This window comes from Pseudomonas sp. FP2300, assembly GCF_030687595.1.
Taxonomy (GTDB): Bacteria; Pseudomonadota; Gammaproteobacteria; order Pseudomonadales; family Pseudomonadaceae; genus Aquipseudomonas; species Aquipseudomonas bijieensis.
In genome coordinates this window covers 6,682,153-6,709,057 of sequence record NZ_CP117440.1, presented here as the reverse complement: position 1 = coordinate 6,709,057, position 26,905 = coordinate 6,682,153, and the positions used below count along the sequence as shown (strand labels likewise).

The 26,905-nt window shown below is 61.7% G+C and carries 24 protein-coding genes and 1 pseudogene; 13 read left to right on the top strand and 12 right to left on the bottom strand.

Features of this window, described 5'->3' with window-relative positions; all coding sequences use genetic code 11:
* Positions 1-116: 116 nt before the first annotated feature.
* The 5 genes from PSH86_RS30010 to PSH86_RS29990 all read left to right on the top strand — a co-directional run bounded on the left by PSH86_RS30010 (position 117) and on the right by PSH86_RS29990 (position 3,810).
* The gene (locus PSH86_RS30010) at positions 117-551 is read left to right on the top strand and encodes a DUF1795 domain-containing protein (protein ID WP_109752755.1); all 435 of its coding nucleotides are present in this window, start codon (positions 117-119) and stop codon (positions 549-551) included.
* Between the two features lie 54 nt (positions 552-605).
* Complete coding sequence (locus tag PSH86_RS30005) at positions 606-1,871, top strand: PAAR domain-containing protein (RefSeq protein WP_109752754.1); 1,266 nt, start codon at positions 606-608, stop codon at positions 1,869-1,871.
* A 19-nt stretch (positions 1,872-1,890) separates the two neighbouring features.
* Positions 1,891-2,154: a hypothetical protein gene (locus tag PSH86_RS30000; RefSeq protein WP_109752753.1), complete on the top strand. Its 264-nt coding sequence runs from the start codon at positions 1,891-1,893 to the stop codon at positions 2,152-2,154.
* Positions 2,155-2,273: 119 nt separating this feature from the next.
* On the top strand, positions 2,274-3,485 hold the full coding sequence (locus tag PSH86_RS29995; protein ID WP_305486826.1) for a PAAR domain-containing protein: 1,212 nt from the start codon (positions 2,274-2,276) through the stop codon (positions 3,483-3,485).
* Positions 3,478-3,810 carry a hypothetical protein gene (locus PSH86_RS29990; protein WP_305486823.1) on the top strand — a complete coding sequence of 111 codons (333 nt, stop codon included), beginning with the start codon at positions 3,478-3,480 and terminating at the stop codon, positions 3,808-3,810. The genes PSH86_RS29995 and PSH86_RS29990 overlap by 8 nt, the downstream gene beginning before the upstream one ends.
* A gap of 171 nt (positions 3,811-3,981) precedes the next feature.
* Here PSH86_RS29990 and PSH86_RS29985 read toward each other — a convergent pair whose 3' ends face one another.
* Complete coding sequence (locus PSH86_RS29985) at positions 3,982-5,922, bottom strand: type VI secretion system tip protein VgrG (RefSeq protein WP_305486829.1); 1,941 nt, start codon at positions 5,920-5,922, stop codon at positions 3,982-3,984.
* Between the two features lie 248 nt (positions 5,923-6,170).
* On the opposite strand from PSH86_RS29985, the gene PSH86_RS29980 reads away from it, so the two are divergent.
* The 5 genes from PSH86_RS29980 (at position 6,171) to PSH86_RS29960 (ending at position 9,864) form a co-directional block, all read left to right on the top strand.
* The gene (locus PSH86_RS29980; protein ID WP_109752755.1) at positions 6,171-6,605 is read left to right on the top strand and encodes a DUF1795 domain-containing protein; all 435 of its coding nucleotides are present in this window, start codon (positions 6,171-6,173) and stop codon (positions 6,603-6,605) included.
* A gap of 54 nt (positions 6,606-6,659) precedes the next feature.
* Complete coding sequence (locus PSH86_RS29975; protein ID WP_109752754.1) at positions 6,660-7,925, top strand: PAAR domain-containing protein; 1,266 nt, start codon at positions 6,660-6,662, stop codon at positions 7,923-7,925.
* Positions 7,926-7,944: 19 nt separating this feature from the next.
* Entirely contained in the window at positions 7,945-8,208 is a 264-nt protein-coding gene (locus tag PSH86_RS29970) for a hypothetical protein (protein WP_109752753.1), read from the top strand.
* Between the two features lie 119 nt (positions 8,209-8,327).
* Positions 8,328-9,539: a PAAR domain-containing protein gene (locus PSH86_RS29965; RefSeq protein ID WP_305486826.1), complete on the top strand. Its 1,212-nt coding sequence runs from the start codon at positions 8,328-8,330 to the stop codon at positions 9,537-9,539.
* On the top strand, positions 9,532-9,864 hold the full coding sequence (locus tag PSH86_RS29960) for a hypothetical protein (protein ID WP_305486823.1): 333 nt from the start codon (positions 9,532-9,534) through the stop codon (positions 9,862-9,864). The genes PSH86_RS29965 and PSH86_RS29960 overlap by 8 nt, the downstream gene beginning before the upstream one ends.
* Before the next feature lie 171 nt (positions 9,865-10,035).
* Here the strand turns inward: PSH86_RS29960 and PSH86_RS29955 are convergent.
* The 11 genes and pseudogenes from PSH86_RS29955 to tssA form a co-directional block, all read right to left on the bottom strand.
* A pseudogene (locus PSH86_RS29955) lies at positions 10,036-11,975 on the bottom strand (type VI secretion system tip protein VgrG).
* A 175-nt stretch (positions 11,976-12,150) separates the two neighbouring features.
* A complete protein-coding gene (tssH, locus tag PSH86_RS29950; protein ID WP_109752748.1) occupies positions 12,151-14,829 on the bottom strand; it encodes a type VI secretion system ATPase TssH in 2,679 nt (892 codons plus the stop codon).
* Positions 14,822-15,874 carry a type VI secretion system baseplate subunit TssG gene (gene tssG, locus PSH86_RS29945; protein ID WP_116833757.1) on the bottom strand — a complete coding sequence of 351 codons (1,053 nt, stop codon included), beginning with the start codon at positions 15,872-15,874 and terminating at the stop codon, positions 14,822-14,824. The genes tssH and tssG overlap by 8 nt, the downstream gene beginning before the upstream one ends.
* Positions 15,838-17,697: a type VI secretion system baseplate subunit TssF gene (gene tssF, locus PSH86_RS29940; protein WP_109752746.1), complete on the bottom strand. Its 1,860-nt coding sequence runs from the start codon at positions 17,695-17,697 to the stop codon at positions 15,838-15,840. Before tssF ends, tssG begins: the two co-directional genes overlap by 37 nt.
* Entirely contained in the window at positions 17,694-18,206 is a 513-nt protein-coding gene (gene tssE, locus PSH86_RS29935) for a type VI secretion system baseplate subunit TssE (protein WP_305486818.1), read from the bottom strand. The genes tssF and tssE overlap by 4 nt, the downstream gene beginning before the upstream one ends.
* Positions 18,200-18,649: a hypothetical protein gene (locus tag PSH86_RS29930; protein WP_305486816.1), complete on the bottom strand. Its 450-nt coding sequence runs from the start codon at positions 18,647-18,649 to the stop codon at positions 18,200-18,202. The genes tssE and PSH86_RS29930 overlap by 7 nt, the downstream gene beginning before the upstream one ends.
* Positions 18,646-19,101 (bottom strand): T6SS effector amidase Tae4 family protein, encoded by a 456-nt coding sequence (locus PSH86_RS29925; RefSeq protein WP_109752744.1) that lies wholly within the window; start codon positions 19,099-19,101, stop codon positions 18,646-18,648. The genes PSH86_RS29930 and PSH86_RS29925 overlap by 4 nt, the downstream gene beginning before the upstream one ends.
* Before the next feature lie 81 nt (positions 19,102-19,182).
* Positions 19,183-19,671, bottom strand: a complete 489-nt coding sequence (locus PSH86_RS29920) for a type VI secretion system tube protein Hcp (RefSeq protein WP_003206927.1) — start codon at positions 19,669-19,671, stop codon at positions 19,183-19,185.
* Between the two features lie 227 nt (positions 19,672-19,898).
* The gene (gene tssC / locus PSH86_RS29915) at positions 19,899-21,395 is read right to left on the bottom strand and encodes a type VI secretion system contractile sheath large subunit (RefSeq protein WP_063323773.1); all 1,497 of its coding nucleotides are present in this window, start codon (positions 21,393-21,395) and stop codon (positions 19,899-19,901) included.
* A gap of 2 nt (positions 21,396-21,397) precedes the next feature.
* A complete protein-coding gene (gene tssB / locus PSH86_RS29910) occupies positions 21,398-21,904 on the bottom strand; it encodes a type VI secretion system contractile sheath small subunit (RefSeq protein ID WP_003177230.1) in 507 nt (168 codons plus the stop codon).
* Positions 21,905-21,985: 81 nt separating this feature from the next.
* A complete protein-coding gene (tssA, locus tag PSH86_RS29905; protein ID WP_305486812.1) occupies positions 21,986-23,029 on the bottom strand; it encodes a type VI secretion system protein TssA in 1,044 nt (347 codons plus the stop codon).
* A gap of 417 nt (positions 23,030-23,446) precedes the next feature.
* Here tssA and tagH point away from each other — a divergent pair, with 417 nt between their 5' ends.
* From tagH to tssK, 3 genes are all read left to right on the top strand, one after another.
* Positions 23,447-24,976 (top strand): type VI secretion system-associated FHA domain protein TagH, encoded by a 1,530-nt coding sequence (gene tagH, locus PSH86_RS29900; protein WP_305486810.1) that lies wholly within the window; start codon positions 23,447-23,449, stop codon positions 24,974-24,976.
* A 68-nt stretch (positions 24,977-25,044) separates the two neighbouring features.
* Complete coding sequence (tssJ, locus tag PSH86_RS29895) at positions 25,045-25,551, top strand: type VI secretion system lipoprotein TssJ (protein ID WP_060740022.1); 507 nt, start codon at positions 25,045-25,047, stop codon at positions 25,549-25,551.
* Positions 25,552-25,566: 15 nt separating this feature from the next.
* On the top strand, positions 25,567-26,901 hold the full coding sequence (tssK, locus tag PSH86_RS29890) for a type VI secretion system baseplate subunit TssK (protein WP_003206916.1): 1,335 nt from the start codon (positions 25,567-25,569) through the stop codon (positions 26,899-26,901).
* Positions 26,902-26,905 lie beyond the last annotated feature (4 nt).

Sequence of the window (26,905 nt, the reverse complement as noted above, 5' to 3'; positions counted from 1 at the left end):
TCGCATAATGTAGTTCGTTACTTGGGGCAGAGGAACCCGGTTCTTGATTGTTACCAGGCATTACTTGAATATCTGCTCCTTCGCGCGTCACCTCACGTCCATGGAAAGCGATTACTGTGACCTCTTACCGCATTCAAGAAGCCGATCTCGAAATTCCCGATGCCTGGCAGGACCAGAGCATCAATATTTTCAAGCTGCCGGCAGTCGGCCCTGCTAAAGAAGCCAGTTTCGTCATCAGCCGCGATGCCTCCCAGGGCGACGCGCCATTCGCGGAATACGTCGACCGCCAGCTCAAAAGCGCAGAGCAGCAACTGCCCGGCTTCAAGCTGGTTCAGCGCTGGGACACGGTGCTGCAGGGGCACACCACCACGTTGCTGGATTACACCTGGCAACGCGAGGGGCGTGAACTGATGCTGCGCCAGGTGTTCATCGAGCGTAAGCCATCGGTGCTGATCACCACCTTGACCACCACACCGACCGACTTCGCCTATCACGAGCCGGCCTGGAAGCTGGCGATGCATTCGTTCAAGCCACAGCCTCCGATTGTCTGAGCATCGACACGTCCCACTGAGCAGGCATACACATCAGTAAGGTAGATGCGCGCAATGGATGCACAGGCTGCGGCACGTCTGGGTGACGAAATAGCCCACGGGTTCGGGTTGGCCGCGATGGTCGCTGGTGCCGTGGCCGGTGCCTTGATTGGCGCCGCGGTCGTTGCCGCGACCGTCGCCACGGGCGGCGTGGCCCTGGCCATCATGGCCGGCTCGATTGCGGCTGGCGGCTTGTCGATGTTCCAGATCGTCAAAGGCCTCTCCACCATCTTCAACCTGCCCGAGCCCACCACGGGGGCGTTGATAATGGGCAGCTTCAACGTCTACATCAACGACCGCAATGCCATGCGGGCGGGCGAAGACATTTCGTCTTCCTGCACCGGGCTGCCGATGAACCATCCGATCTGGCCTTTCCCGGTACTGATCGCCGAAGGCAGCGCCACGGTCTTCATCAACGGCAAACCGGCGGCGCGCCTGCACAGCAAAATGGTCTGCGGTGCCCATATCAAGAGCGGCAGCCCCAATACGTTTATCGGCGGGCCGACGGTGTCGGTGGCGTTTGTCCTGGATCTCGAAGGGTGGATGCATACCGGGTTGGAAGTGTTGGGGTTGTTGGCCGCCGGTGCTGCGTTGGTCATGGCGGCCATGGCGGGTATCGCCGTCCTCGTCGAATTCGTGGTGATAGGCGGGCTGATCCTGGGGGGCATGGAGCTTCTCGGCGATTTGGGCGACCGTCTGGGGCCAGGCTATCGGGACCTGCTGCAAGGTGTCGCCGGCATGGCCATGCTGGGGTTGAGCCCGAAAATGGCGAAGGCAGCCAAGCCTGCCGAACTGCCGCCGCCCAAGTACAAGCCTGGCGTGACCGAGGCCGACATCCTGGCCATGCCGAAGGGGTCTCGACCCGATGCCGACACGTACCTGTCACCGCAGTATGTGAAAGAACACTTGGCCCAGTTCGAGAACGGTGCCTCACGCTTCACTACGAAGGCCAACCTGGACAAGTACGGCATCGCCCAGCGCGACGGCACGACGTTCCTGATGCCCAAGGCTGAAGCCGATCAATTGATTGCCAATGCCAAGGGCGACAAGAGGGCATTGGAGAAGGCGCTTGGGCTTCCAGAAAATACCCTGGAAAGTAGTACCCTTGTGCGGGTCGATATTCCCGCGCCTAAAGACATGAACCTGCGGATTCCTTCAGGTAACGAGGCCGGTGCCAACGAGTTCTGGATTCCTGGCGGCAAGCTGCCGACCGGCGCCAGCGAGGCGGTCATCGATGCCGGAGGCATCTTGCCCAAAGACTTCAGTTGGACGCCATTATGACGGTAGAGGTAGGCAAGTCATGAAATTTCAAGATGTTCTGGTCAGTCGCGAACACATGTTCTCCGTGGGCATCGAGCAGGACTCGGGTCGGTTCTACGTGTCCATACCGGTCAGCAACGGCATGGCCGACTACGAGGAATATTATGAAATCAACCAGGCGACCTTTGAGCTGTTCAGGCGTGACCCGGATGCCGCGCTGCCGTTTGTGGCGCGTTGCAAAAAGCGCGAGCTGGACGAGCTGTTGATTGTCCAACCTGGAACGAACCGCGGCACCGCCATCTGATCGTCGAAGGGCAGGGGAGGCCGGCGATGCGCTTGCTCAAATCCCGCCCATCGAGCGTCTGAGTCATCCAATACGTCTCTCTGTGCAGTCATACAAAATCAGTAAGGTAGATGCACGCAATGGATGCACAGGCTGCAGCACGTCTGGGTGACGAAATAGCCCATGGCTTCGGGATGGCCGCGATGGTCGCCGGTGCCGTGGCCGGTGCCTTGATCGGTGCCGCGGTCGTTGCCGCGACTGTCGCCACGGGCGGCGTGGCCCTGGCCATCATGGCCGGCTCGATTGCCGCGGGCGGCTTGTCGATGTTCCAGATCGTCAAAGGCCTCTCCACCATCTTCAACCTGCCTGAGCCCACCACGGGGGCGTTGATAATGGGCAGCTTCAACGTCTACATCAACGACCGCAATGCCATGCGGGCGGGCGAAGACATTTCGTCTTCCTGCACCGGGCTGCCGATGAACCATCCGATCTGGCCCTTTCCAGTGCTGATCGCCGAAGGCAGCGCCACGGTCTTCATTAATGGCAAACCCGCCGCACGTTTGCACAGCAAAATGGTTTGCGGCGCGCACATCAAGACCGGCAGTCCCAATACGTTCATCGGTGGGCCGACGGTGTCGGTGGCGTTTGTTCTGGATCTCGAAGGCTGGATGCACACCGGGCTGGAGGCGTTGGGGTTGTTGGCGGCGGGCGGAGCCTTGTTGCTTGCGGCTTTTGCCGGAGCCGCCGCTTTCTTCGGCGCCCTGGCCGTCGGTGGTGCGCTGTATGCCGGCATGGAACTGCTGGGGGATTTGGGCGATCGTCTCGGCCCCGGATATCGGGACTTGTTTCAGGGGGTGGCAGGGATGGCCCTGCTCGGTGCCGGGCCGAAGCTGGCACGCAGGCCCATGACTGCGGCCGAGCGGACGATCTTGGCTCGTCAGCGACAGGAACAGATGCTCAAGGACAATCGAGGGTTCAACATTAGCCCGACGGCGTGGGACGCCTATCCGACGATTGGCCGGGCCGGTACTTTTGTTTCTGATAAGAAAGGCATCACCGATGTTATTGGAAATTTCTCGGGGCGTTCCAAGGTGACCATCAGTGGTAAAAAAGCGGCGGAACTGGAACGCGCCTTTGGTTTGGAAAAAGATGCGCTTAAAGGCGGCTTCAAGATCAGGCAGGTCGATGATCTCGTGGGGCGGATGCCGAGAAGCCCGATGGAAGGAAACCAGTATTTCCTGGGGCCAGGTAAACACTTGCCGGGTGGCGCCCCGGAGATGGTCGTCGAGTCGATTCCGACAAAGGATGCGAACGGCATTAAAACTTTAACCGAGGTATTTGTCAGTGATTAATGATGTGCTGAAAGCGTACGTGGAAAAAGCGGACGGCGACGTGATTCGTGTTCAAGTCATCGATAACGCGTTGGATTCGCCCCTACGCGCTATCGGGTTTTCGACTGCGGCGCAGAAAGACATCTACGTTTTTCAGGTCGCGGACAACAGGCAGAAGGCTAAGGTATTCGACGCACTCCGTTCACTGGGCGTGGCCTTTTCGGCGGGCAAGGAGTGGTGTCCCTCCGAAGTTTTTGAATATCTTCGTGACGAGCAATTGCTGAGCGGTAAATATTTGCGAGTCGCGTGGACGCAGCCCGGTCAATACCGGCTTACGAATGAGTGAAATTTCAATATACCCTGGTCCACCGCGAACATAGGTTCTGCGTGGGTGGTAACGATGAACCCGTGGCGAGGGAGCTTGCTCCCGCTGGGCTGCGTAGCAGCCCTTTTTGGTGAGCGCTTCGCACTCAAGCGGGAGCAAGCTCCCTCGCCACGGTTGTTCCGGCCGTGAACCTCAGCCCTTGGCTTTTGCCGGAAAAAAAGCTTTTACCGCCGCATCGATCACTCCCTTGATGCCTTTGCCCTTGGGGTCTACGGCGCTTGCGCCTCCGGAGTTGAGGTCCAAACGCCCGCCGGTGTCGATGTTGCCATTGCCGCTGGCGTAGATGTTGAACGCCGTGCCCGAGATGTTGATCTCGCCACTGGCATTGAACTCCAGCACGCTTTTGCCGCACACCAGTCGAATCTGCGAGCCCGCTTCCACGAGGTATTGGGTACTGATGCTGTCGCTCTTGGCTCCGCCGACGAGCAATGCATCGTTGCGCTGTACCGCTCGCAGTCGGTCCTCGCCAATCCGTACGGTTTCGTTGTGGCCGATGCTCTTGTTACGGTCGTGGCCCACCGAATGGCTCTCATCCACCTCGACCACGATGTCCTGGTTGCGCTCGGCGTGGATGTACAGCTGCTCGGCGCCTTTCTTGTCTTCCATCCGAATTTCGTTGAAATTCGCCGGCGTGCCGCCCTTGCTCGAACGGCTTTTGGTGCCGCTTTGAGTGGCATTGGCGGGCAATGCATAGGGGACGGTTTGTTCGGCGTTATACACACGACCGGTGACGATGGGCCGGTCGGGATCGCCTTCGAGGAAACTGACTATCACCTCCTGCCCAATGCGGGGGATCTGCACCGAGCCCCAATTCTTGCCGGCCCACGCCTGCGACACACGAATCCAGCACGAGCTGTTTTCGTTGGACTGGTCGTGACGGTCCCAATAGAAATGCACCTTCACCCGACCAAACTGGTCGGTCCAGATTTCCTCGCCCTTGGGGCCGACCACTAACGCAGTCTGCGGGCCTTTGACGATGGGACGATGGGTGGTCGCCAACGGGCGATAGCTTTGCTGGGCGTCGATGCAGGTCAGGCTGCTTTCGAACTGGGCCGACGGCGCGCCGCCGCTGGTTTCGCCGCTTTCCTGGGAAATGTAATAGCGGGCGCCGACGATCAGGTATTCGCGGTTCTGGTCCTGGCGGCTGAAGCCGGTAAGCGTGAACAGATGCCCCGAGCCCAAGCCTCGCGCGTTACCCGCCAGCTCGACCTGTTCGTGCAGGGTCTGCAAGGCTTCGATGCGGGTGCGGGCGTAGTGTTCGCCGTCCTGGCTCTGCACATAAGTGCCAGGGTAGTCGTACAGCGGATAGTCGCCGGCGGTGTGCGGGCGGGGCATGGCCGAGCGTACGTCGATGCGTGCGCTGGGGCGCTGGAAATCGTAGTCGTTGAGCTCCAGCGAACCGGGCTGGACTTCCTGGGCCAGGTGCCAGTCGTGGATGTGGTCGCGTTCGCGCTGCTGCTCATTCTTCGGGTAGTAGGGCACCGAGCCGTAGCCGGGGGCCGTGGTGTGGGCGCCGTAGGCGTCGGCCAGCACCAGCACATGCCGGCCCTGTTCATGGCGGAAGAAGTAGTAGATGCCTTCCTGCTCCATCAGGCGGCTGACGAAGTCGAAGCTGGTCTCGCGATACTGCACGCAGTATTCCCACTCGCGGTAGGACTGGCTCAAGGCGTCTTCGAAATCGGAAAAGCCCAGGTCGCGGAACACCTGCTTGATGATCTGCGGGATGGTCAGGTTCTGGAAAATCCGGCAATCGGAAGTGCGGGTCAGCAGCCACAACCACGGACGCAAAGTCGCCTGGTAGCTGGCGAACTGGCCCTGGTCGACGTTCTGGCTGCAGCGGGCGACGATGCCATGGAAGTGCCGCTCGCCACCGCCATCGAGTTGCAGGCTCACGCACATGGGCTTGCCGAGCAACTGGTTGAGGTCGATGGCGTTGTCCAGCGAATGCAGCTGCAACTCGTAGTTGAACAGCCTGCCCAGCTCTTCACCGCCGCCCATGTCCTTGAGCAACAGCACCTCGGGTCCCAGGGGGCTGGTGATCTTGGCCAGGCGTGTGGCTTGGTTGAATAGCATCGGTTGTCCTTATCGCTGTCGCAGTCCATTTGACGCTGCGCAAGATTGCCGGCTTTTGACGTTGAAGATCAAGCGATCACGCCCTTTGACAGCGCGTGCACAGGCATGAAATCGCCAGAGTAGTGACGCTGATCGCATAATGTAGTTCGTTACTTGGGGCAGAGGAACCCGGTTCTTGATTGTTACCAGGCATTACTTGAATATCTGCTCCTTCGCGCGTCACCTCACGTCCATGGAAAGCGATTACTGTGACCTCTTACCGCATTCAAGAAGCCGATCTCGAAATTCCCGATGCCTGGCAGGACCAGAGCATCAATATTTTCAAGCTGCCGGCAGTCGGCCCTGCTAAAGAAGCCAGTTTCGTCATCAGCCGCGATGCCTCCCAGGGCGACGCGCCATTCGCGGAATACGTCGACCGCCAGCTCAAAAGCGCAGAGCAGCAACTGCCCGGCTTCAAGCTGGTTCAGCGCTGGGACACGGTGCTGCAGGGGCACACCACCACGTTGCTGGATTACACCTGGCAACGCGAGGGGCGTGAACTGATGCTGCGCCAGGTGTTCATCGAGCGTAAGCCATCGGTGCTGATCACCACCTTGACCACCACACCGACCGACTTCGCCTATCACGAGCCGGCCTGGAAGCTGGCGATGCATTCGTTCAAGCCACAGCCTCCGATTGTCTGAGCATCGACACGTCCCACTGAGCAGGCATACACATCAGTAAGGTAGATGCGCGCAATGGATGCACAGGCTGCGGCACGTCTGGGTGACGAAATAGCCCACGGGTTCGGGTTGGCCGCGATGGTCGCTGGTGCCGTGGCCGGTGCCTTGATTGGCGCCGCGGTCGTTGCCGCGACCGTCGCCACGGGCGGCGTGGCCCTGGCCATCATGGCCGGCTCGATTGCGGCTGGCGGCTTGTCGATGTTCCAGATCGTCAAAGGCCTCTCCACCATCTTCAACCTGCCCGAGCCCACCACGGGGGCGTTGATAATGGGCAGCTTCAACGTCTACATCAACGACCGCAATGCCATGCGGGCGGGCGAAGACATTTCGTCTTCCTGCACCGGGCTGCCGATGAACCATCCGATCTGGCCTTTCCCGGTACTGATCGCCGAAGGCAGCGCCACGGTCTTCATCAACGGCAAACCGGCGGCGCGCCTGCACAGCAAAATGGTCTGCGGTGCCCATATCAAGAGCGGCAGCCCCAATACGTTTATCGGCGGGCCGACGGTGTCGGTGGCGTTTGTCCTGGATCTCGAAGGGTGGATGCATACCGGGTTGGAAGTGTTGGGGTTGTTGGCCGCCGGTGCTGCGTTGGTCATGGCGGCCATGGCGGGTATCGCCGTCCTCGTCGAATTCGTGGTGATAGGCGGGCTGATCCTGGGGGGCATGGAGCTTCTCGGCGATTTGGGCGACCGTCTGGGGCCAGGCTATCGGGACCTGCTGCAAGGTGTCGCCGGCATGGCCATGCTGGGGTTGAGCCCGAAAATGGCGAAGGCAGCCAAGCCTGCCGAACTGCCGCCGCCCAAGTACAAGCCTGGCGTGACCGAGGCCGACATCCTGGCCATGCCGAAGGGGTCTCGACCCGATGCCGACACGTACCTGTCACCGCAGTATGTGAAAGAACACTTGGCCCAGTTCGAGAACGGTGCCTCACGCTTCACTACGAAGGCCAACCTGGACAAGTACGGCATCGCCCAGCGCGACGGCACGACGTTCCTGATGCCCAAGGCTGAAGCCGATCAATTGATTGCCAATGCCAAGGGCGACAAGAGGGCATTGGAGAAGGCGCTTGGGCTTCCAGAAAATACCCTGGAAAGTAGTACCCTTGTGCGGGTCGATATTCCCGCGCCTAAAGACATGAACCTGCGGATTCCTTCAGGTAACGAGGCCGGTGCCAACGAGTTCTGGATTCCTGGCGGCAAGCTGCCGACCGGCGCCAGCGAGGCGGTCATCGATGCCGGAGGCATCTTGCCCAAAGACTTCAGTTGGACGCCATTATGACGGTAGAGGTAGGCAAGTCATGAAATTTCAAGATGTTCTGGTCAGTCGCGAACACATGTTCTCCGTGGGCATCGAGCAGGACTCGGGTCGGTTCTACGTGTCCATACCGGTCAGCAACGGCATGGCCGACTACGAGGAATATTATGAAATCAACCAGGCGACCTTTGAGCTGTTCAGGCGTGACCCGGATGCCGCGCTGCCGTTTGTGGCGCGTTGCAAAAAGCGCGAGCTGGACGAGCTGTTGATTGTCCAACCTGGAACGAACCGCGGCACCGCCATCTGATCGTCGAAGGGCAGGGGAGGCCGGCGATGCGCTTGCTCAAATCCCGCCCATCGAGCGTCTGAGTCATCCAATACGTCTCTCTGTGCAGTCATACAAAATCAGTAAGGTAGATGCACGCAATGGATGCACAGGCTGCAGCACGTCTGGGTGACGAAATAGCCCATGGCTTCGGGATGGCCGCGATGGTCGCCGGTGCCGTGGCCGGTGCCTTGATCGGTGCCGCGGTCGTTGCCGCGACTGTCGCCACGGGCGGCGTGGCCCTGGCCATCATGGCCGGCTCGATTGCCGCGGGCGGCTTGTCGATGTTCCAGATCGTCAAAGGCCTCTCCACCATCTTCAACCTGCCTGAGCCCACCACGGGGGCGTTGATAATGGGCAGCTTCAACGTCTACATCAACGACCGCAATGCCATGCGGGCGGGCGAAGACATTTCGTCTTCCTGCACCGGGCTGCCGATGAACCATCCGATCTGGCCCTTTCCAGTGCTGATCGCCGAAGGCAGCGCCACGGTCTTCATTAATGGCAAACCCGCCGCACGTTTGCACAGCAAAATGGTTTGCGGCGCGCACATCAAGACCGGCAGTCCCAATACGTTCATCGGTGGGCCGACGGTGTCGGTGGCGTTTGTTCTGGATCTCGAAGGCTGGATGCACACCGGGCTGGAGGCGTTGGGGTTGTTGGCGGCGGGCGGAGCCTTGTTGCTTGCGGCTTTTGCCGGAGCCGCCGCTTTCTTCGGCGCCCTGGCCGTCGGTGGTGCGCTGTATGCCGGCATGGAACTGCTGGGGGATTTGGGCGATCGTCTCGGCCCCGGATATCGGGACTTGTTTCAGGGGGTGGCAGGGATGGCCCTGCTCGGTGCCGGGCCGAAGCTGGCACGCAGGCCCATGACTGCGGCCGAGCGGACGATCTTGGCTCGTCAGCGACAGGAACAGATGCTCAAGGACAATCGAGGGTTCAACATTAGCCCGACGGCGTGGGACGCCTATCCGACGATTGGCCGGGCCGGTACTTTTGTTTCTGATAAGAAAGGCATCACCGATGTTATTGGAAATTTCTCGGGGCGTTCCAAGGTGACCATCAGTGGTAAAAAAGCGGCGGAACTGGAACGCGCCTTTGGTTTGGAAAAAGATGCGCTTAAAGGCGGCTTCAAGATCAGGCAGGTCGATGATCTCGTGGGGCGGATGCCGAGAAGCCCGATGGAAGGAAACCAGTATTTCCTGGGGCCAGGTAAACACTTGCCGGGTGGCGCCCCGGAGATGGTCGTCGAGTCGATTCCGACAAAGGATGCGAACGGCATTAAAACTTTAACCGAGGTATTTGTCAGTGATTAATGATGTGCTGAAAGCGTACGTGGAAAAAGCGGACGGCGACGTGATTCGTGTTCAAGTCATCGATAACGCGTTGGATTCGCCCCTACGCGCTATCGGGTTTTCGACTGCGGCGCAGAAAGACATCTACGTTTTTCAGGTCGCGGACAACAGGCAGAAGGCTAAGGTATTCGACGCACTCCGTTCACTGGGCGTGGCCTTTTCGGCGGGCAAGGAGTGGTGTCCCTCCGAAGTTTTTGAATATCTTCGTGACGAGCAATTGCTGAGCGGTAAATATTTGCGAGTCGCGTGGACGCAGCCCGGTCAATACCGGCTTACGAATGAGTGAAATTTCAATATACCCTGGTCCACCGCGAACATAGGTTCTGCGTGGGTGGTAACGATGAACCCGTGGCGAGGGAGCTTGCTCCCGCTGGGCTGCGTAGCAGCCCTTTTTGGTGAGCGCTTCGCACTCAAGCGGGAGCAAGCTCCCTCGCCACGGTTGTTCCGGCCGTGAACCTCAGCCCTTGGCTTTTGCCGGAAAAAAAGCTTTTACCGCCGCATCGATCACTCCCTTGATGCCTTTGCCCTTGGGGTCTACGGCGCTTGCGCCTCCGGAGTTGAGGTCCAAACGCCCGCCGGTGTCGATGTTGCCATTGCCGCTGGCGTAGATGTTGAACGCCGTGCCCGAGATGTTGATCTCGCCACTGGCATTGAACTCCAGCACGCTTTTGCCGCACACCAGTCGAATCTGCGAGCCCGCTTCCACGAGGTATTGGGTACTGATGCTGTCGCTCTTGGCTCCGCCGACGAGCAATGCATCGTTGCGCTGTACCGCTCGCAGTCGGTCCTCGCCAATCCGTACGGTTTCGTTGTGGCCGATGCTCTTGTTACGGTCGTGGCCCACCGAATGGCTCTCATCCACCTCGACCACGATGTCCTGGTTGCGCTCGGCGTGGATGTACAGCTGCTCGGCGCCTTTCTTGTCTTCCATCCGAATTTCGTTGAAATTCGCCGGCGTGCCGCCCTTGCTCGAACGGCTTTTGGTGCCGCTTTGAGTGGCATTGGCGGGCAATGCATAGGGGACGGTTTGTTCGGCGTTATACACACGACCGGTGACGATGGGCCGGTCGGGATCGCCTTCGAGGAAACTGACTATCACCTCCTGCCCAATGCGGGGGATCTGCACCGAGCCCCAATTCTTGCCGGCCCACGCCTGCGACACACGAATCCAGCACGAGCTGTTTTCGTTGGACTGGTCGTGACGGTCCCAATAGAAATGCACCTTCACCCGACCAAACTGGTCGGTCCAGATTTCCTCGCCCTTGGGGCCGACCACTAACGCAGTCTGCGGGCCTTTGACGATGGGACGATGGGTGGTCGCCAACGGGCGATAGCTTTGCTGGGCGTCGATGCAGGTCAGGCTGCTTTCGAACTGGGCCGACGGCGCGCCGCCGCTGGTTTCGCCGCTTTCCTGGGAAATGTAATAGCGGGCGCCGACGATCAGGTATTCGCGGTTCTGGTCCTGGCGGCTGAAGCCGGTGAGACTGAACAGATGCCCCGAACCCAGGCCCCGGGCGTTACCCGCCAGCTCGACCTGTTCGTGCAGGGTTTGCAAGGCTTCGATGCGGGTGCGGGCGTAGTGTTCGCCGTCGGTACTTTGCACGTAGGCGCCAGGGTAGTCATACAACGGATAATCGCCAGCGGTATGTGGACGCGGCATGGCCGAGCGCACATCGATGCGCGCGCTGGGGCGCTGGAAATCGTAGTCGTTGAGTTCCAGCGAACCGGGCTGGACTTCCTGGGCCAGGTGCCAGTCGTGGATATGGTCGCGTTCGCGCTGTTGCTCATTCTTGGGGTAGTAGGGCACCGAGCCGTAGCCAGGGGCCTTGGTGTGGGCGCCATAGGCGTCGGCCAGCACCAGCACATGCCGGCCCTGTTCATGGCGGAAGAAGTAGTAGATGCCTTCCTGCTCCATCAGGCGGCTGACGAAATCGAAGCTGGTCTCGCGATACTGCACGCAGTATTCCCACTCGCGATAAGGCCGGCTCAAGGCGTCTTCGAAATCGGAAAACCCAAGGTCGCGGAACACCTGCTTGATGATCTGCGGGATGGTCAGGTTCTGGAAAATCCGGCAATCGGAAGTGCGGGTCAGCAGCCACAACCATGGGCGCAGGGTGGCCTGATAGCTGGCGAACTGGCCCTGGTCGACGTCTGGCTGCAACGAGCGACGATGCCGTGGAAGTGCCGCTCGCCACCGCCATCGAGTTGCAGGCTCACGCACATGGGCTTGCCGAGCAACTGGTTGAGGTCGATGGCGTTGTCCAGCGAATGCAGCTGCAACTCGTAGTTGAACAGCCTGCCCAGCTCTTCACCGCCGCCCATGTCCTTGAGCAACAGCACCTCGGGTCCCAGGGGGCTGGTGATCTTGGCCAGGCGTGTGGCTTGGTTGAATAACATCGAGTGTCTCGTGCAGGTTGTAATTGCTGAAGCAACGCAATCCCAACTGTGGGAGCGAGCCTGCTCGCGATGGCGGTGTGTCAGTCAACATTGATGTTGAATGTAACTCCGCTATCGCGAGCAGGCTCGCTCCCACAGGGATATCTGCCACAGAAGTGACTGTGTTCCTGTCAGGTCAGGCCGCGTCGCTGAAATCGTACTGCAATTCGTTATCCACGGCGCTGATCCGCACGCCCGCCAGGGCCTTGCCTTCGAGCATGCGGGTCAGGAACTCGCGGCTCATGTCCGGCAGCAGGCTGTTGGTCAGGATGGTGTCGATCATGCGCCCGCCGCTTTCGGTTTCGGTGCAGCGCGAGACGATCAGGTCGATCACCGCGTCGTCGTAGTCGAAGGCCACCTTGTGGGTGCTCTCCACACGCTTCTTGATGCGGTTGAGTTGCAGGCGGGTGATGGCCTTGAGCATCTCGTCGCTGAGCGGGTAGTACGGAATCGTCACCAGGCGACCGAGCAGGGCCGGCGGGAAAATCTCCAGCAGCGGCTGGCGCAGGGCCTTGGCGATGTCCTCCGGCTCGGGCACGTTTTGCGGGTCTTTGCAGACGTCGGCAATCAACTCGGTGCCGGCGTTGGTGGTCAGCAGGATCAAGGTGTTCTTGAAGTCGATCACTCGGCCTTCGCCGTCCTCCATCACGCCTTTGTCGAACACCTGGAAGAAGATTTCATGCACGTCCGGGTGGGCTTTTTCCACCTCGTCCAGCAGCACCACGCTGTACGGTTTGCGCCGTACGGCTTCGGTCAGCACGCCGCCTTCGCCGTAGCCGATGTAGCCCGGTGGCGCGCCCTTGAGGGTAGACACGGTGTGGGCTTCCTGGAACTCGCTCATGTTGATGGTGATGACGTTCTGCTCGCCGCCGTACATGGCTTCGGCCAGGGCCAGGGCGGTTTCGGTCTTGCCCACGCCGGAGGTGCCGGCGAGCATGAACACACCGATCGGCTTGCTCGGGTTGTCGAGGCCGGCGCGGGAAGTCTGGATGCGCTTGGCGATCATCTGCAGGGCATGGTCCTGGCCGATGATGCGTTTTTTCAGGTGCTGGTCGAGGTTGAGCACGGTTTCCAGTTCGTTGCGGGCCATGCGGCCCACCGGGATACCGGTCCAGTCGGCGACCACCGAGGCCACGGCCTGGTAGTCCACGGTCGGCAGGATCAGCGGGGTTTCACCTTGCAGGGCGGTCAGGCGCTGCTGCAGGTCCACCAGTTTCTCGCGCAGTTCGTGGCTGGTCTCGCTGCCATCCTCGCTGTCCACCACGCCGACGCGCTCGCGCAGGGTGGCGCGGGTGGCGAGCAGTTCGTCGACCAGGGTTTTCTCTTCGGCCCAGCGGCTTTCCAGCTCGGCCAGGCGTTCGCGCTCGCTGCTCAGCAGGTTTTCAGTCTGGGTCTGGCGGCTGCCGATGACCACGCCAATCGCGTGTTCACGGGCGATGATTTGCAGCTCGGTTTCCAGCGCTTCGATGCGCCGACGGCTGTCGTCCACTTCGGCCGGCACGGCGTGCAGGCTGATGGCGACGCGGGCGCAGGCGGTGTCCAGCAGGCTCACGGATTTGTCCGGCAACTGCCGTGCGGGAATGTAGCGATGGGACAGCTTGACCGAGGCTTCCAGGGCTTCGTCGAGGATCTGCACCTGGTGGTGTTTTTCCATGGTCGAGGCCACGCCACGCATCATCAGCAGGGCCTTGTCTTCCGACGGCTCGGCCACTTGCACCACTTGGAAACGCCGGGTCAGGGCCGGGTCTTTTTCGATGTGCTTCTTGTACTCGGCCCAGGTCGTGGCGGCCACGGTGCGCAAGGTGCCGCGGGCCAGGGCCGGTTTGAGCAGGTTGGCTGCGTCACCGGTACCGGCGGCGCCCCCGGCACCCACCAGGGTGTGGGCTTCGTCGATGAACAGGATGATCGGCTTGGGCGAGGCCTGGACGTCTTCGATAACCTGGCGCAGGCGCTGTTCGAATTCGCCCTTCATGCTTGCGCCGGCCTGCAACAGGCCAACGTCGAGGCTGCGCAGTTCCACGTCCTTGAGGGCCGGCGGCACGTCGCCAGCGACGATGCGCAGGGCAAAGCCTTCGACCACGGCAGTCTTGCCCACGCCGGCTTCACCGGTGAGGATCGGGTTGTTCTGCCGGCGGCGCATGAGGATGTCCACCAGTTGGCGGATCTCTTCGTCACGCCCGACGATCGGGTCGAGCTTGCCGCTGCGGGCCTGTTCGGTGAGGTCGACGGTGAAGCGCTTGAGGGCTTCCTGCTTGCCCATGGCGCTAGGGGCCATGGCGCCGCTGGCTTCGCCGGGCACGGCGCCGGCATTGAAGCCGTCGCTGGCGGTCAGGGCGTTTTCCGGTGAGTCGCCGACGTATTCGTCAAAACGCTCGCTCAAGGCTTCGACCTTGACCTTGTCGAACTCCGACGACAGGCCCAGCAGCGCATGGCGCAGGCTTGGCGTCTTGAGAATGCCCAGCACCAGGTAACCGGTGCGCACCTGGCTTTCGCCGAACATCAGGCTGCCGTAGACCCAGCCGCGTTCCACGGCTTCTTCCACGTGGGAGGACAGGTCGGTGATCGACGTCGAGCCCCGTGGCAAACGGTCCAGCGCTTCGGTCAGGTCACGGGCCAGGCGTGCCGGCTCGATGTTGAACTGGCGGATGATGCGATGCAGGTCCGAGTCCTGCAGTTGCAGCAACTGATGAAACCAGTGGGCCAGTTCCACATAAGGGTTACCGCGCAACTTGCAGAACACGGTGGCGGCTTCGATGGCTTTGTAAGCCACGCTGTTGAGTTTGCCGAACAACGCGGCGCGACTGATTTCACCCATGCTCATGGCTCCTTGAGGTCTGTGAGGTGTTGGCCTGTTCGGCGTAATGCCGGGCCAGTATTAAATCGTTGGCATCTGTTTCGGGACGGCCCAGCCAGGTGTTGAAACCCAGGCGGAAACGACCGTTGAGTTGTAGCGCCGGGACTTCAGGCTGCTCCAGGACCAGGTTCAGGTCCCAGTCCAGTTCGTGGCCCAGGTATTCGGCGACCCAGGCTACCAGCTCGTTGAACGGCTGGCTGCCGGGCAGCATGCCCATGTAGTCGACGAGCTTGAGTGGCCCCAGGCGAATGCGGAATTTGTGCTGGCGATCCCACACGTAGCGGCCCAGGCAGAAGTCCACGCCCAATTGATGAGCGCTGACACCGACGCGGCTACGTTCCGGCAGCTCCAGCCATTGGCCGACGTATTCTTCGATCTCCACCGGCAGGCCGAAGTACTCGCTGAGAATTGCCTTCAAACCGTCCGGGTAACGGGTTTGTGCCGCCAAGTGGCCGCTGTAGTGCAGCTTCGCCGTGTCGGGGATCAGCCCTTGGTTGAGCAGGCTCGGCATGCCCCGGCCGCTGAGGGCGGCCAGGCGCGCCGACCAATAGTCATCGTCCGGGCGGTCATGGCTGACCGTTGGCCGCGCTTCGGCCCAGGCCCGGTAGAACAGGCTGAGCAGGCGATGGTGAAACACATCGAGGAAGCGTTTGCTGGTGCTGTCGGCGTTGTTGCGCTGGCGCTCGCGCACGTACTCGGTGATGTGCAGCGGCATCGGGCCGTTGGGGCCGCCGAGGCCGAAGAAGAATTGCTCCAGGCGCGCTGGCGTACCGTCGCCGCCCGGTTGTACCGAGGCGAGGGTGGCCGGGGCGAAGGTGCAATCGGCCTGTTGTCCGAGGCGCAACGGGTCATCGGCCAGGCGCAGGGAATGGCCCAGGCGCGGCAGCTCGGGGGATTCGCACTCGATGCGCCGCAACGCCTGGAAGAAGTCGTATTCCCAGGGTTCCTGGTGCATCGCCTCCAGGGTACTCACAGGGTCGGACGACGTCCGGGCTTGGCTTTCCATCGCATGATCTCGCCGCGTTCGGTGGTACGGATCACCGTCTCGGTAAAACTGTTGATCGACACGTAGCGTGCCAGGAAGCGCTCGAACACGGCGCCGAGCAGGAACACCCCGGTGCCGCGAAACGCGTTTTCATCGAATTCCAGGGTGATCTCCAGGCCCCGACCGAACACGATCGGGCCGGGCATCGGCAAGCGCCGGGTGCAGGCCTTGCTGCTGACTTCGCGCAGACCTTCGATCTGCAATTGCAGCGCCGCGTCGTTGCTGTCGCCGTACAGGCGCAGCAATTCGCGCAGGGCGGCGGCGCCTTGGCCTTGTTCGCTCAACGACAAATAGTTCAGCGACAACTGGCTGATCAATCGCCAGGCCTTGGCATCGTGGGCATGGCTGGCCCGTGGGCGACTCGGTCCGGCCACGCAGCGCACCGCGCCAACCGGGGCACTGTCGGCCAGGGTGAAGTCGGTCTTGCCGCTGCCCACGCTCATGAACAGCGGCAGGTCGCGGTTGGTGCATAGCGCGGTCACGCCCAGTTGGCGCAGGTCGTGGCGATAGGGCGCTTGCTGGCTGTCCACCAGGCTGACGAAGGTTTCGCTGCCGATGTAGGTCGAGCGTGGGCCGTTGCGCCGTTGGTCGCTGGACAGCACGCGCGGCTCGCGCCGTACGGTGTAGTAGGCCTGGTCGCGGCCGTAGCGGGACGGATCGCGCACGGCGTAGAACGGCAGGAACGGCTGCTCCGGCCCAGTGCCGTGGCCGGTGAGGCCGCTCAGTGAGTGCACCTCGAAATCCATCGGCCGGGTGCGGTCGGCGATCACATGGTGTTCGTTGACCCGCTCCGACAAGTGAATGCGATCCAGGCGCTTGGGAAACAGGTTGATGGCCGGGGTGCAGAACGGCAGGAACTGCGAAGCACCGACGCTGCCTTCCAGGCTTGGATCGTGACGGTCGAACAGCACGATCAACTCCAGTTCCTGGCCGTCGCAACGCTTGACCGCGCGGCTCAACTGGGTGAAGTCGACAAACAGGAAGCGGTGGGGCAGGGCGAAGTATTCCTGCAACAGGCGATAGCCCTGGAAGGCCCGTGGCACCACCGGCAGCGCGGCGTCGGCATCGTCGAAGCCACGTGAGCGCAGCGCGTCTTGCGGCAGGCGTTCGACCCAATTGCCGCCGGGCTTGCGGGCGAACACTGCGCAGGCGTTGCCCAGCAGTTGCTCGTAGAGGCGGAAGGGTTGCTCGTCGGCGCCGCTCAAGTACAGCGGCAGGTTGTCCAGGGCCAGGCTGTTGAACGGCAACTCGGCGCCGGTGCGCAAGGTGATGCGCAGGCCGGCCTTGGCTTTTGGTTCGCTGGCGGCCAGGCGCCCGAGCACGGCGGACGGGTTGCCAAAATATTCGGCCTGGCTGACCTGCAACGGCCACAACGTTACCGCGTGGGCGGTGCGGTACTCGCAGCAGGTCTGGGTTTCGCGACCCAGGGCCGCACGCAGGACTGTATCGCGCGGCAGCGGAAAACCACTGCTCAGCGAGCCTTCGTCCGGGTCGGCCTGCATCTGCACCACGGTCATCGACGGTGTTGGCGCCAGGTAATGCGGGTAGGCGATTTCCAGCAGGTTGTGGGTGAAGGTCGGGTATTCGGCATCGAGCTTGAGTTGCACCCGCGCCGTCAGGTAGGCAAAGCCTTCCAGCAGGCGTTCGACATATGGGTCGGCGCAGTCCATGCCGGACAACGTCAGCCGACTGGCGATCTTGGGGTATTCCTTGGCGAACTCCGCCGCGCTTTCGCGCACGTGGTGCAGTTCCTGGTTGTACAGCTCCAGCAGGCGCGGGTTCATGAGCGTCTCCGCTGGTCGGCATTGACCACGCGCACGTGGCCGGTTTCCAGGTCCAGGTCGGTTTGCAGCATCAGGCGCAGCGGCACGGGCTGGGCCCAGAGATCGCCTTCGATCTCGAAACTCAGGGCGTTGTGGTTCATCTCGGCGGTTGCCCTGGCACGCACGCGTAGGGTGTGGCGCAGGATCCGCGGTTCGAACGTGGCGATAGCCTGGTGGATCAGCGTTTCCAGGGCCGAGACGTCGACGTTCGACGCACTGTTGCCGGCCAGGGCCTGCAGGCCGAAATTCACCACCGAGGTGCCCGCCGGGGTATGCAGCGTGGCATCGGCGCTGAGCAATGAGGTGGTGTTGAGCAGCCACGCCAGGTCACGCAGCACCGAGGCTTTCAATTGGGTCAGGGAGAGCACGCGCTTGTCGGCGCTTTCCTTCGGGTTGGTCGGATCGTCGTCGGTCAGCCGGTCCAGCAGGGACGGTTGCAGGCGATCACGGGTGGCGATTTCGGTTACCAAGTGAATAGGCCCGTGTAATTCTTCTGGTCACCTGTGCCGCGCATGCAGCTGGCATTGCGGGCGATTACCGAGGGTTCGAGTTGCCCATTGATCTGGCGTATGGCGCGGTACTCGGAGCGGCATTCCTGATTGTTTTGAGGGCCACCTGCCACATGGACAACGATGACAATGGGCACGTTGCCGAAGGTCTCGACGTGGGGTTTGCCTTGTCGATCGACCGTGAACTGGCAGGGCCACGCCAAGTCGAGTGGCATCAGGGTCTGGTCGGGCTTGCGCAGCGCGCAGCGCGCCTGGTCGTTCTCCAGCACCAGGGTTTGCCCACCCATCGAGACGACATGTTCCACCGCTGCGGTGGACGCTGCCGACGGGGGTTGCTGCTGGGCACAGGCGGTCAGGCTGGTTAGCAGGCAGCCGACCCATATCGCGCAGTGAGCCTTGGTCATAGGAGCTCCCAGAACCAGATCGCTCGGGATCGATAGGCCGGATCGTCATACCCGAGGGTCAGGCCACGGTTCCAGAGGTCGATATGATCGCCGGTGCGACTTTCCGAGGACTCTCCCATTTGCGGGAAACAATCCTTGAAGAAAATCAGGCCGGTCTTGTCTTGCAGCTTGCGTCGGTCCGCGGCAGTTCCGCCGAGGATCAACGGGCGTCCCAGGTGATGTTTCCACAGCCAGTTCGCCAGCGATTCGGCGCCCCTGGCGTGTTCATGGGCACACTTGGGTTCGGTGTAGGTGGACTTGTTGACCTTGATGGTCAGCTCGGTATTGAGCGTGATGCTCATGCGAATCGCACATTGGTTTGCCCAGGGTCCGTCGCAAGGTTTTGCATCAGGATGGGCCACCAGCAGATCGGAATACGCTTTCCACAAATTGACAAACGAAGGCTTGGCCATGACTCAGATACCGGGTGGAAAAGAATTGGATTCGAGCAAGCACCAAACACCCCCGGCGCGTGGCGCCGGGGGCGCGTTCGATCAAACCTTGACGTTCTGACGGATGTTCCAGCCGAACTTGACCGGACCGCCTTCCTTGGTGCCATCGGCTTTCTGTGGCTGGTAGTCCACCAGCACCTTGGCGAAGTTCAGGGTGACGTTTTCGGTCAGGCGATCATCGCCACCCGAGCCGCCGGTGCTCAGGGAAGTGACCAGCACTTCTTCCAGGTTGATGATCATGTACTCGACCTGGCTTTCACCGCCGGCCTTGCGTACGGTCAGCTTGACCTTGTCGATGTGCTTGCCGCTGGCGCAGTGCATCATCAGGTTCGGCGACGCCTTGTCGACGTACTTGGTCAGGGACAGGTCCTGGACGTTGACCTTGCCCGCACCACCGCCGCTGCCCACGTGCATGTTGCCGGACTGGGACATGCCCCAGCTCCAGTTCAGGACATCGATCTCGTCCTTGTGGGCCTTGTCCATGGACTCGCCCTTGATGTCGCCGATCTTGATGAAAATATCAACAGCCATGTTTTCTCCCTGTGTGGTTTCTAACCACATTGTTTGGTTGACGCTGACCTTGCGAAATCTGTTTCTCCGAGCGGAGTCAGGGTGATCTCCAAACTGCTGAAGATCCCCTGTGGGAGCGAGCCTGCTCGCGATGGCGGCGTGTCAGGCAACGCATGTAGCGACTGATCCAACGCTATCGCGAGCAGGCTCGCTCCCACATTTCTTACTGCGTACCGTTCAACTGGTTGTTACGCGCCCTTGGCCGACGGCAGTTTCGATACCAGGCGCAGCGACACGGTCAGCCCTTCGAGCTGGTAGTGCGGGCGCAGGTAGAACTTGGAGTTGTAGTACCCCGGGTTGCCTTCGACTTCTTCCACGATCACTTCAGCGGCAGCCAATGGATGCTGGGCCTTGGTGGTCTCGGTGGAGTGCGCCGGGTCACCGTCGACGTAGTTGAGGATCCAGTCCTGCAACCAGCGCTGCATCTCGTCCTTCTCTTTGAAGGAACCGATCTTGTCGCGCACGATGCACTTCAAGTAGTGAGCGAACCGGCAGGTGGCGAACAGGTACGGCAGGCGCGCGGCCAGGTTGGCGTTGGCGGTGGCGTCCGGGTCGTCGTATTCGGCCGGTTTCTGCAACGACTGGGCGCCGATAAAGGCAGCGAAGTCGGTGTTTTTCTTGTGCAGCAGCGGCATGAAACCATTCTTCGCCAGTTCCGCTTCGCGGCGGTCCGAGATGGCGATTTCGGTCGGGCACTTCATGTCCACGCCACCGTCATCGGTCGGGAACGTGTGGGCCGGCAGGTTTTCCACTTCGCCGCCAGACTCAACGCCACGGATGCGCGAGCACCAGCCGAAGTGTTTGAACGAACGGTTGATGTTCACCGCCATCGCGTACGCGGCGTTGGCCCAGGTGTACTTGGAGCTGTCGGCGCCGTCGGTGTTTTCTTCGAAGGCGAAGGCTTCCACCGGATCGGTCTTGGCACCGTACGGCAGGCGCGCCAGGAAGCGCGGCATGGTCAGGCCGATGTAGCGCGAGTCTTCCGATTCACGCAGCGAGCGCCAGCCGGCGTATTCCGGGGTGGTGAAGATCTTGGTCAGGTCGCGCGGGTTCGACAGTTCCTGCCACGAGCCCATGCCCATCACGGTCGGCGATGCCGCCGCAATGAACGGGGAGTGCATGGCCGCGCAGACTTTCGAAAGCTCGCCCAGCAGTTCCACGTCCGGTGGCGACTGGTCGAAGTAGTAGTCGCCCACCAGGCAGCCGTAAGGCTCGCCGCCGAACTGGCCGTATTCTTCTTCGTACATCTTTTTGAAGATCGGGCTCTGGTCCCACGCGGTGCCCTTGAATTTCTTCAGGGTCTTGTGCAGGTCGGTCTTGGAGATATTGAGCACGCGGATCTTGAGCTGCTCATCGGTCTCGGTGTTGTTGACCAGGTAGTGCAGGCCACGCCAGGCGCTTTCCAGCTGCTGGAAGTCGGGGTGGTGGATGACCTGGTTGACCTGGGCGGTGAGCTTGGCGTCGATGGCGGCGATGATCGATTCGATCGACTTGATGGCGTCGTTGGACACCAGGTCGGTCTGCGCCAGGGCCTGCTCGGCCAGGGTGCGCACGGCCGTCTCGACGGCTTCGCGGGCGCGCTCGGTCTTGGGCTTGAACTCTTGCAGCAACAGCGAGGCGAACTCGCTGGTTTCTTCGGTGGCGCCCAGGTTTTGCACGCCTTCGCGGGCTGTATTGTCAGTCATGATCATTGGTCCTGTGCTGGCTTCGGCGCGCTCGCCAGGGCCTGCAACAGCGCTGGGTCCTTGATCGCCTTCATGATGATTTCTTCGGCGCCGGTCTTGCCGTCCATGTAGGTCAGCAGGTTGGCCAACTGGGTGCGCGCTTCGAGCAATTTGTTCAGCGAGTCGACCTTGCGGGCTACGGCCGCCGGACTGAAGTCGTCCATGCTTTCGAACGTCAGGTCCAGGCTCAGGTTGCCTTCGCCGGTCAGTTCGTTAGGCACATGGAACGCCACGCGCGGCTGCATGGCCTTGAGGCGCGAGTCGAAGTTGTCGACATCGATCTCGAGGAACTTGCGGTCGGCCACCGGTGCCAGAGGCTCGGCGGGCTTGCCGGCGAGGTCGGCCATCACGCCCATGACGAAGGGCAACTGGACCTTTTTCTCGGCGCCGTAGAGCTCGACGTCGTACTCGATCTGCACTCGAGGCGCGCGGTTGCGCGCGATGAATTTCTGAGAACTTTGCTTCGCCACGTTGCTGCTCCTGGTCGCTTGAGCGACGGTGTTGGCGTCATCGGGGGTACCGGTGACGTGACTGCGTGATCCGCTCGCTTTTTATTCGCTGTCTGGGCCGCGCAGGTTTTCAAATTGGCTCATGCCGTCGGGAATCAGGTTGCGCACGATGGCCGCGAAGTCGGCGTGCACCAGATTCTTGGCCCGGTTCAACAGCACCGGCAGCGGGCTGGAGGGCTCATGACGGGTGTAGTAAGCGAGAATCCGGTCCAGGCTGCGCAGCACGTCGTCGCGGTTGTTGATTTCGCCGCTGACGGTGCTGGTGCTGTTATTGGTGTTGCGCGGTGCGCTTGGCGCGCTGGCATATTCTGTTGTTGCGGTGCCGCTGTCGCTGACAGGCTCGGACAGGGCGCTGTCGCCGCTCTGTGGGGCGAACTGGCCGAGAATCTGCAGGGCTATCTTCAGCGGTTGCTTCAACGGGCCAAGGTCCACGCCTTGGGCGGAACCGACCTGGTCGCTGACCTGCTGCTCGATGGCTTCGGCGGCGCTGCGGGCTTCCAGCAGGGCGGCACGGGTGATTTCCAATTGCTCGGGGTCGCTGTCGAGCAGGGCCCCGGCGAGCTGTTCGGCGCCGAGGTTTTCATCCGGGAAACTTTGCAGGCCGCTGGCGTTGGCGGCGGCGCGCAGGCTGACGGCCCCGAAGGTCCGCGAACGGGCCAGGAGGCTTTCACGTAGCAGGCGAATGGTGACATCGGACGTCAGGCCGGCGAGGGCATTGATGCGCACGGTGGGGTCGTTGTCGTCATCGGCGTCCAGGCGCGGATGCAGCTCGGCCCAGTATTGCTTGAGCAATTCGCTGATCAACGTCAGCGAGCGGGCGAGCCCCGGAATGCCTTCCAAGGCCAGGGAGCTTTGCAGCAGGAAATGGGTGATGCGCAGGTCTTTGCTGCGTTGCAGCAAGTCCAGGCTCTGCTGCTGGATGCTGCGCCACTCAGGAGGTTCGGCAGGCAGGATCGAATCGCCCATGCTGCGCTCGGGTTGGCCCCGGGAGTCGCGTTCCAGGCGCAGGAAATCCGCGTCATATTCCAGATCTTCACCGCACGGCGAAGTCGCGGAAACGGCGGCGAGCAACAAAGGCACATCCACTTGGATCGATCTCCCTATCACCCGCTTGAAGAAGTCGGGCAGTTCACACGCAAGTTTCGGATGAAACTTCACATGTTCCTTGACGATAATGGCCCTTTAGATTCGCAATGATCTTAAAGTGCCATCATCTATATTCAAGAAGTTGTGCATTTTTGGTGTAGTACTTATCGCTTGTCAAGGTAAGCTATTTCACCAGTGTAGCCCCTCTGTAACAGTTGTGATGCGCTTAACAGCCTGCCCGACCCAGTGGTCGAAGCGGCAACTGACGTGGGGTTTTTGTCACGCAAGCCGGTTATGATCAGCAATCATGCTGGCAAAAAGCCGTTTCGCGGTGGTTGGCAAGGTTGTGGGTGGGTAGTCAGGGCATGAATCCTCACGTAACCCGCCCGCGCGCGATGTATTCAGCAAGGAGGCAAGATGCCGCTGTGTTTGACTATCACTAGTTATCACAAGATCACCCCAGGCCAGTGTTCTGAAAAGTCCATGGATCAGGGGGTGATGGCAATTGGCCGCAATATCGATAATGACTGGGTATTACCGGACCCCGAGCGTCTGGTTTCCGGCAAACATTGCGTTATCCAATACAAAGACGGGCGTTATTATTTAACCGATAACAGCACTAATGGTGTGGAATTGGTCAAGGCCGGCGTGCGCCTGCGCAAGGGCAACAGCGAGCCACTGCAAGACGGCGAAGTGATCCGCATCGGTGATTATGAAATCCAGGCGCGCGTCGATTTCAACCTGCCGGTCACCGACAGCAACCCGTTCGCCGAATCCCCCAGCAGTTTCGAGGCCTTGATGGGGCGCCAGGGCGCCGCCGCGCATACGCCGTCGCCGCTTCATACGCCATCGCCGATTCAAGTGGCTTCGCCTGCGCATTTCCAGGGTGGCTCGGCCATGGACACCTTGCCGGACCTGTTCGATTTCTTGAGCCCGTCCAGTGTCCCGCCCGCCACCCAGCCTGACCATGTTCCGGCCGAGCAACACGATTTCCGCCCACCGACGCCGATTTCCCGATCGGCCCCGCCGCCTGTGGTCGAACCCGTGATGCCGCCGCCTGCCTCGGTGATTCCGGATGACTGGGACCCGTTCAGCGACAAGCCTGTGCCTGCGCCAGTGGCGGTGGCCCCGCAGCCCGTGGCCCCGCCGCCTGTGCCGCTACCACCTGTGATTGAGCCGGTCGCGACGCCTGCTGCGCAGGCTCCGCTCGCCGACATCTTTGCTGAAATCAGCGCACCGCCGCCGGCCTCCGTGCCTGAAGCGTCGGTCACCCGCGTCGAGCCCCCGGTCGCAGCTCCAGTTGCTCCAGTTGCTCCAGTTGCTCCAGTTGCTCCGGTTGCCCCGGTCGAGGCCAACCAACCCGACTTGCTGCAGGCGTTCCTGCGCGGTGCCGGGCTGGACCAGTTGCGCCTGGACAAGGCCCAGGCCGAAGCGCAGATGGAAAGCATCGGCCGCAGTTATCGGTTGATGGTCGAAGGCCTGATCGATGTCTTGCGCGCCCGCAGCAGCCTCAAGGGCGAGTTCCGCATTCAGCAGACGATGATCCAGCCGGTGGAAAACAACCCGCTGAAATTCGCTCCCAATGTCGATGAAGCGCTGCTGTTGCTATTGCGCCACGGCAATCAGGCGTTCATGGCCCCGGACGCGGCGGTGCGTGACAGTTTCGATGACCTGCGTGCCCACCAACTGGCGGTGATGGCCGGTGTGGAAGCGGCGATCAAGCATCTGCTGGCGCGCTTCGAACCGGCGCAACTGGAAGAACGCATGGCCAAGCCCGGTGGGCTCTCGGGTATTTTCAGCGGCTCGCGACAGGCCCAGTACTGGCAGCAGTTCACCGAGCTCTACAGCAACATTTCCCGGGAAGCCCAAGAGGATTTCCAGGACCTGTTCGGTCGCGAGTTCAGCCGCGCCTACGAAGAACACAGTACGCGACAGCGACGCCGCTGAGCGGCGCCGTCCCATAACAAGATTGATCGACACACAACGGATAGCTCAAACGTCATTGAGGACGCAGGATGATTCCCAGGTTTTTACTCGCAGTCGCCACCGCGCTTCTGCTGACGGCGTGCGCCAAGGATGCGGCCAACCCCCAGCCCGAAGAAGCTGAGGCCGACACCGCCGCCATCGAGCTGCATTTCCATGCCATTGCCGGCCTCAACCCCGGCGCCACCGGCCAGCCGGCCCCGGTCCGGGTGCGCATTTTCGAGTTGAAAAATGCCGCGACCTTCGGCCGTTCCGATTATTTCGCCCTGGCCGAAAGGGCCCAGGCCACCCTGGGCGCCGACCTGATCGACCAGGACGAGGTGCTGATCCAGCCCGGCCAGCAACTGAGCCTGCAACGCGACCTCGACCCGGCCACACGGCACATCGGAATACTGGTGGGCTATCGCGAGCTGGACCAGTCGCTGTGGCGCACGGTGATGAACGTCCCGGCCCGCGAATACACCGAATACCAGATCAGCCTCGATGTGCGCGCCGTGCGCAGCGCCGTCGTCGTCCCCCCATCCAGCCCTGCCCAATAAGCAATCGGAGCCCCCATGTCCTGGAACAATCGCGTGGTCTGGTCGGAAGGCATGTTCATTGGAACGCAGCACTTCCAGCAGCATGACCGTTACCTGGAAAACCTCATCGACGCACGCAGCCGCCCATTGTCGGCCGGCGCCTGGGGTTTTTCCGAATTGCTGATCGACCAGGGCCTGCTGGCCCAGGGCAAGCTGGCGATCATTTCTGCCCGCGGTCTGTTGCCGGACGGCACGCCTTTCAACATTCCCCAGGATGACCTGGCGCCTACACCACTGAACGTCGACGACAACCTGCGCGACGGCCTGGTGTACCTGGCCTTGCCGCTCAAGCGCGCCGGCGCCCGTGACACCGTGGATGAAGGCGAAGACCTCGGCGCCGCGCGTTATGTGAGCCAGGTCTGCGAAGTGCGCGACGACAATGCACCGTTCGAAAACCGCGCGCCGGTCGCCCTCGGCTCCCGGGCCCTGCGGTTGTTGACCGAGCAGGATGGCATTGGCGACTACGCCGCCATCGGCGTGGTGCGCATCAAGGAAAAGCGCGCCGACCGCGCCCTGGTGCTCGACGATGCCTACATCCCACCGTTGCTGGATGTCATTGCCTCCAAGCCGCTGGCGGCGTTTCGCAGCGAACTGCTGGGCCTGCTGCATCAACGCGGCGAAGCCCTGGCCGGGCGGGTGGTGGCGTCCGGTGCCGGTGGCGCCTCGGAGATTGCCGACTTCATGCTGCTGCAACTGGTCAACCGTGCCCAGCCGCTGATCCAGCACCTGAGCCAGTTGAGCCCGCTGCACCCCGAGCGCTTCTACAGCGAACTGGTGAGCCTGGCCGGGGAGTTCTCCACGTTCACCGCGTCCGGGCGACGACCGCAGCAATACCCGCCTTACCAGCACGATGACCTGGCGCTCAGCTACGCCCCGGTGATGCAGGCCCTGCGCGAAGCCCTGTCGATGCTGATCGACAGCAAGGCGACGCCGATTCCGATTGTCGAGAAAGCCTACGGCATCCATGTGGCGATGCTGGCTGACAAGACCTTGCTCGACAGCGCCAGCTTCATCCTGGTGGTGCGCGCCGACGTGCCGGCCGAAACCCTGCGCGGCCGCTTCGGCCAACAGAGCAAAGTCGGCTCGGTGGAGCACATCCGCGACCTGGTCAACCTGCAACTGCCGGGCATCGGCCTGCTGCCGTTGCCGGTGGCGCCACGGCAGTTGCCGTACCACGCCGGCTCCACCTACTACGAACTCGACCGGGGCAGCGACCACTGGCAACAGTTGAGCAACTCCGGCGGCTTTGCGTTCCACATCGCCGGCCAGTTCCCAGGGCTGAACCTGGCTTTCTGGGCGATCCGAGGATAAACCG

What these genes read in the sequence shown, in the direction of transcription:
- PSH86_RS30005 (WP_109752754.1), top strand. Translation starts at nt 606, where the DNA reads ATGGATGCACAGGCTGCGGCACGTCTGGGTGACGAAATAGCCCACGGG.
- PSH86_RS30000 (WP_109752753.1), top strand. Translation starts at nt 1,891, where the DNA reads ATGAAATTTCAAGATGTTCTGGTCAGTCGCGAACACATGTTCTCCGTG.
- PSH86_RS29995 (WP_305486826.1), top strand. Translation starts at nt 2,274, where the DNA reads ATGGATGCACAGGCTGCAGCACGTCTGGGTGACGAAATAGCCCATGGC.
- PSH86_RS29985 (WP_305486829.1), bottom strand. Translation starts at nt 5,922, where the DNA reads ATGCTATTCAACCAAGCCACACGCCTGGCCAAGATCACCAGCCCCCTG.
- PSH86_RS29975 (WP_109752754.1), top strand. Translation starts at nt 6,660, where the DNA reads ATGGATGCACAGGCTGCGGCACGTCTGGGTGACGAAATAGCCCACGGG.
- PSH86_RS29970 (WP_109752753.1), top strand. Translation starts at nt 7,945, where the DNA reads ATGAAATTTCAAGATGTTCTGGTCAGTCGCGAACACATGTTCTCCGTG.
- PSH86_RS29965 (WP_305486826.1), top strand. Translation starts at nt 8,328, where the DNA reads ATGGATGCACAGGCTGCAGCACGTCTGGGTGACGAAATAGCCCATGGC.
- tssH (WP_109752748.1), bottom strand. Translation starts at nt 14,829, where the DNA reads ATGGGTGAAATCAGTCGCGCCGCGTTGTTCGGCAAACTCAACAGCGTG.
- tssG (WP_116833757.1), bottom strand. Translation starts at nt 15,874, where the DNA reads ATGGAAAGCCAAGCCCGGACGTCGTCCGACCCTGTGAGTACCCTGGAG.
- tssF (WP_109752746.1), bottom strand. Translation starts at nt 17,697, where the DNA reads ATGAACCCGCGCCTGCTGGAGCTGTACAACCAGGAACTGCACCACGTG.
- PSH86_RS29930 (WP_305486816.1), bottom strand. Translation starts at nt 18,649, where the DNA reads ATGACCAAGGCTCACTGCGCGATATGGGTCGGCTGCCTGCTAACCAGC.
- PSH86_RS29925 (WP_109752744.1), bottom strand. Translation starts at nt 19,101, where the DNA reads ATGGCCAAGCCTTCGTTTGTCAATTTGTGGAAAGCGTATTCCGATCTG.
- PSH86_RS29920 (WP_003206927.1), bottom strand. Translation starts at nt 19,671, where the DNA reads ATGGCTGTTGATATTTTCATCAAGATCGGCGACATCAAGGGCGAGTCC.
- tssC (WP_063323773.1), bottom strand. Translation starts at nt 21,395, where the DNA reads ATGACTGACAATACAGCCCGCGAAGGCGTGCAAAACCTGGGCGCCACC.
- tagH (WP_305486810.1), top strand. Translation starts at nt 23,447, where the DNA reads ATGCCGCTGTGTTTGACTATCACTAGTTATCACAAGATCACCCCAGGC.
- tssJ (WP_060740022.1), top strand. Translation starts at nt 25,045, where the DNA reads ATGATTCCCAGGTTTTTACTCGCAGTCGCCACCGCGCTTCTGCTGACG.
- tssK (WP_003206916.1), top strand. Translation starts at nt 25,567, where the DNA reads ATGTCCTGGAACAATCGCGTGGTCTGGTCGGAAGGCATGTTCATTGGA.